This window comes from Tahibacter caeni, from assembly GCF_024609805.1.
Classification (GTDB): domain Bacteria; phylum Pseudomonadota; class Gammaproteobacteria; order Xanthomonadales; family Rhodanobacteraceae; genus Tahibacter; species Tahibacter caeni.
Genome location: NZ_JANFVR010000340.1, coordinates 1 through 4,976 on the forward strand (window position 1 = coordinate 1; position 4,976 = coordinate 4,976).

General features: G+C 70.3%; 4 protein-coding genes. 1 reads left to right on the forward strand and 3 read right to left on the reverse strand.

Going from position 1 to position 4,976, the window contains the following annotated elements; all coding sequences use genetic code 11:
* Together NON22_RS20235 and NON22_RS20240 are read right to left on the reverse strand one after the other, a co-directional pair.
* A partial coding sequence (locus NON22_RS20235; RefSeq protein ID WP_257388787.1) for a hypothetical protein occupies positions 1–1,173 on the reverse strand: 1,173 nt, incomplete at its 3' end.
* 69 nt (positions 1,174–1,242) lie between these two features.
* Complete coding sequence (locus tag NON22_RS20240) at positions 1,243–1,821, reverse strand: hypothetical protein (protein ID WP_257388788.1); 579 nt, start codon at positions 1,819–1,821, stop codon at positions 1,243–1,245.
* A 106-nt stretch (positions 1,822–1,927) separates the two neighbouring features.
* On the opposite strand from NON22_RS20240, the gene NON22_RS20245 reads away from it, so the two are divergent.
* Entirely contained in the window at positions 1,928–3,646 is a 1,719-nt protein-coding gene (locus NON22_RS20245) for a sulfatase-like hydrolase/transferase (protein WP_257388789.1), read from the forward strand.
* 96 nt (positions 3,647–3,742) lie between these two features.
* On the opposite strand, the gene NON22_RS20250 is transcribed toward NON22_RS20245, so the two are convergent.
* On the reverse strand, positions 3,743–4,976 hold a 1,234-nt coding region (locus NON22_RS20250), incomplete at its 5' end, for a vWA domain-containing protein (RefSeq protein ID WP_306673926.1).

The following is a 4,976-nucleotide window of genomic DNA, read 5'->3' on the forward strand; positions in this document are numbered from 1 at the left end:
CCGCGCCGGTCCGCTGCCGCTCGCGCTGCGCCGGGCCTGGACCGGCGTCGACGGCGCGGCCGTCGTGACCGGCGGTGCCGTTGCAGGCGCGCCGCCGCGTTGTGCGGCCGCGAGCGCCGCCTGCAGCGACGGCGGTTCGTCGTCCGCTTTTTCCGTTCCGGCGGCGTCTATCTGTTTCAGCGGCTGGCCCGGATGCAGCGCGATGCCGAAGAAGTGCACCGGCAGGGCCGGGTCCTTGCCGCCGGCCAGCTCGACGAGCACGGTGCCGCCGATCGGTCCGGCCGCCGCGGGTTTACCGCTTAGGTCGATCGTGACGCAGTCGTTCGCCGCCGGCGCGCAGTCGCGCACGCGCGCCTGCCACGGCGCTTCGGCCTTCGCGCTGACTTTGCCTTTCAGCGCGAGCGCGTCGCGGCCGCGCACGACGAAGCTCTGATGCAACTCCTTGCCGACTTCGGCGCTGCCGACATTGACGGCCTTGTTCTCGAGCAGCAGCTCGCCCAGGACGAATCCGGTCACCGCGACGGCGACTTCCGGCTGTTGCGGCAGCGACGTGCGCAGCACGACGCGACCGCGCAGCCAGCCCGGCGGCGCCGTCTCGAGCAGGGTCACGGCGACCTTGTGCCCCTGCACCGTCACGCGCGTGTGGTCGGGTTTCTCGACGACCTCGCCGAACGACCACTGCGGCGCTTCCTGGGTCTCGAGGCTCAGTTCGCGGCTGACCTGGGTTCCGCGCGCGGCCGTGCCGAGTTCCAGCGCCGGCATCTCGGGCTCGAACGCGTTCTGCACGAAACCGCTCGCGGTGAAGCGGTAGCGTTCGACGTCCTTCTCGTCGGTGAACAGCGCGAAGCGGAACGCGGCTTCGCCGAGCGAGGCCTCGAGCGGCAGCTCGATGACGATCCGGCCGCTCTCGCCGGGCGCGAGCTTCGCCGGACTTTCGACGGCCTTGCCGACGCGGCTGCGCGCCTCGATGCGTTCGAGCGCGACCGGCGCCTTGCCGGCGTTGGTCACTTCGTACGTCTGGCGCAGGGTCGTGAACTGATAGCTGTCCTCGAAGCGCGCGTGCTTCGGCGTGATGCGCAGCGCGGGCTCGGCGCAGGCGGCGCCCGCGCCGAAGAGGACGAAGCAGGCCGGCAGGACGGCCAGCAGGCGGAATCGCGCGTTCGACGAAAGCATGTCTCCACTCCACAAAATCGAAGCCCGGCATCAGCCGGGCTTCGCGAGATCGATCTGGACTTCGACGGTTCAGTCGATGCTGTAGGACTGCAGCGCGACCGGCAGGGTGCCCGCGACGTTCAACGTGAACGTGCCGCAGCTGCCGGCGGTGCCGGCGTCGTAGTACGAGTCGACGTAGACGTAGTAGGTGCCGGCAGCGAGGCCCGACACGGTCGGAATCGTTTCCGGTCCGGCGCCGACACCGATCGCGTCCTGGCTCGTGGCCAGGCAGCTCGCGCCGTTGCCGCAGGTGCCGATCAGGAACAGGGCGAGATCGCCGGCGCTGCCGGTCAGGTCGGCCGAAATGTCGAGGCTCTGCGAAGCGCCGACCGTGATGGCGTAGGCCTCGTCCTCGCCGGGATACGGAAAGTTCAGGTTGGCGGTGCAGACGGCCGCGCTGTAATTGGTGATCGAGTTGGTGGAGCCGCAGGTCGTGCCGCTGTCGCTGAACGGCAGGCTCGTGATGCCCGGCGGGCTCGGGCAGGAACCGCCGCCGAGTGGCGTCGTGATGACACGGCCCGGATCCGTGACGAAGTTCGAATCGCTGCGGTTGGCCGCCCCCGCGGAAACCGAAAGCAGTGCCAGCGCTACTGCAAGAACGCGTGTCATGTCAACCCCTTTTTTGTTTCGCAACGTCTTGAGACGGTAACGATTCTGCGCCACGCAGGTCAACCGTCCCCAGGAGCAGGCAGACAATTCGATGCATGTTGATTCCATGAAATTAGTTTTAGGTGGCCGATGGGCGCTGCTGGCGTCTCTGGCGCTGTGTCTGGCCGGCTGCGGCAAGCCGCCGGCGCCGAACGTGCTCGTGGTGACGATCGACACCCTGCGGCCCGATGCGCTCGGATTCGTGAATCGCAATCCCGCGACCGCGACGCCGGTCCTCGACGCGCTCGCGCAGGAAGGCACCGCATTCACGGGCGCGGTCTCGCCCGTGCCGCTGACGTTGCCGGCGCATCTTTCCCTGTTTTCCGCGCGGATTCCGCATGCCCACGGCGTGCACGACAACGGGCAGACCGTACCAGCCGACCTGCCGCTGCTCGCGGAAACCCTGCGCAGCCGCGGCTATGCCACCGGCGCCTTCGTCAGCGGCTTCCCGCTGCAGTCGCTGTTCGGCCTGGACCGCGGCTTCGACCGCTACGACGACCAGATGCCGGCCGGCCAGCAGGGCTGGGTCGAGCGCCGCGCCGAGGACACGGTCGCGGCCGCCGCGGCCTGGTTCGATGCGAAGGACCGCGCGAAGCCCTGGTTCGGCTGGGTACATTTCTACGATCCACACGATCCCTACGAACCACCGCGCGAGTTCTGGCAGCCCGGGCCGCGCGGCGCCTACGACGGCGAAGTGGCCTACGTAGACTACTGGCTCGGCAGGCTCGTCGCGAAGGCGCGCAGCGCCGGCGGCGACCGGCCGCTGCTGATCGTCGTCACGGCGGATCACGCCGAGGCGCTCGGCGAGCACGCGGAACGCACGCACGGTTTCTTCGTATACGATTCCACTCTGAAGATTCCGCTGGTGTTCCACTGGGCCGGCGAAGTCAAGCCGCAGCGCAGCGACGCGCCGGTGCGCCTGATCGACGTCGCCCCGACCATCCTCGATCTGCTCGGCCTGCCGGCGCTGCCCGGCGCCGAAGGCAAGAGCATCGCCGCCGGCCTGCGCGGCGCGCCGATCCGGGCCGAGCCGGCCGTCGTGGAAACCTGGCTGCCGTGGGTCTACTACGGCTGGTCGCCGCTCGTGGCCTGGCGCGACGCGACGGCGAAATACATCGCTGCGCCTGCCGCCGAGCTGTACGACCTTGCCGCCGATCCCGGCGAGGCGCATAACCTCGCCGAGCAGGACGTCGTGCGTGCCGACCGGCTCGCACTGTCCCTGGCTGCGGCGACCGCAGCGCCGGCCGGCGTCGCCGGCGTCAGCGACGACGCCGAAGCCGTTCAGCGCCTGCGCAGTCTCGGCTACATCGGCGTCGGCGCGCCGCCGGCCGTGCCGACGGGACAGCTCGCCGATCCCAAGGACCGCATCGGCCAGCGCGAGCAGCTGCGTGCCGCCGACAGTCTCGCGCGCGCCGGCCGTCAGGCCGAAGCCGCGGCCGCGTTCGAGGCCGTGCTCGTGGACGATCCCGACAACCGCTTCGCGCTGTTGCGCGCGGGCACGGCGGCGCTGCAGGCGGGCCAGGCGGACAAGGCCGTCGCTCATCTGAGCCGCTCGGTGCAGCTGGAACCGCGCCGCGCCGAGGCGCGTTACGCCTATGCCGATGCTTTGATGCGGCTGGGCCGCTACGACGAGGCGGCCGAGCACTGGGCCGCGCTGGCCGAGCTGCAGCCGCGCCGGCCGGAAGCCTGGTTCAACCTCGCCGCGGCGCTCGAACGCGCCGGCCACGCGCAGCGCGCCGAAGAAGCGATGACGCACTATCGTCGTCTGAAGCCCGAGCGGCCGTGAAGCGCCGAGCCGGCGTTCGCCGCAGCGAACGCCGGCGTCGCGGATCGTCCCGTCGCCTTCGCCGGCGTCGCGCCGCCGCGGGGCGGCGGACCGCCGTCAGCGGCCGCGCAGGCTGTCGACGGCGTCGTTGAGGCCGGCCAGGGTCAGCGGATACATGCGGCCCCGCATGAGCTCGCGTGTGATGCCGATCGACGGCGTCCATTCCCAGCGCGACGGTTCCACCGGATTGAGCCAGACCGCGCGCCGGTAGAGATCGGTCAGGCGCGCGAGCCAGGCCGCGCCGGCCTCGGCGTTGTGGTGCTCGATGCTGCCGCCGGGTTCGGTGATCTCGTAAGGACTCATGCTCGCGTCGCCGACGATGACGAGCTTGTAGTCGGCGGCGTAGGTATGCATCAGGTCCAGGGTGCGCTGGTGCGCGTCCCAGCGCCGCGCGTTGTCGCGCCAGAGCCGTTCATAGATGAAATTGTGGAAATAGAAATGCTGCAGGTGCTTGAACTCGCTGCGCGCGGCCGAAAACAGTTCCTCGCAGACGCGCACGTGGTCGTCCATCGAGCCGCCGATGTCGAGCAGCAGCAGGACCTTGACCGCGTTGTGCCGCTCGGGCCGCAGCTTCAGGTCGAGCCAGCCGGCGTTGCGCGCGGTCGCGCGTATCGTGCCGTCGAGGTCGAGCTCCTGCTCGGCGCCGCTGCGCGCGAGCCGGCGCAGCGCGCGCAGCGCGAGCTTGATGTCGCGCGTGCCGAGCTCGCGCGTGTCGTCGAGATTGCGGAACCGGCGCTGCTCCCAGACCTTGACCGCGCGGCGCTGGCCGGAACGGCCGCCGATGCGCACGCCCTCGGGGTTGTAGCCGGAATGGCCGAACGGCGAGGTGCCGCCCGTGCCGATCCAGCGCGAACCGCCCTGATGACGCTCGTGCTGTTCGGCCAGGCGCCGCGCCAGCTCATCGAGCAATTTCTGCAACCCGCCGAGCGCTTCGACCGCGGCCTTCTCCTCGTCGCTGAATGCGCGGTCGAATTCGCGCCGTAGCCATTCCTCCGGTATCGCGCCGTAGAGCTGCTGCGCCGCGGCGTCGACGCCGCTGAAGAAGCTGCCGAACGCGCGGTCGTAGCGGTCGAACTGGGTTTCGTCCTTGATCAGGCAAATGCGCGCCAGCGTGTGGAATTCGTCGAGCGACAGGCGCGAAAAACCAGCACGCAACGCATCGAGCAGGGCCAGCAGCTCGTGCATGCCGGGCTTGAGTCCCTGGCTGCGCAGCCAGAGAAAGAAGCGGATCAGCATGGTTGCGCAGCCCGCCGCGTCGGCGGCACGCCGCCGGGCCGGCCGGCCCGCGCGG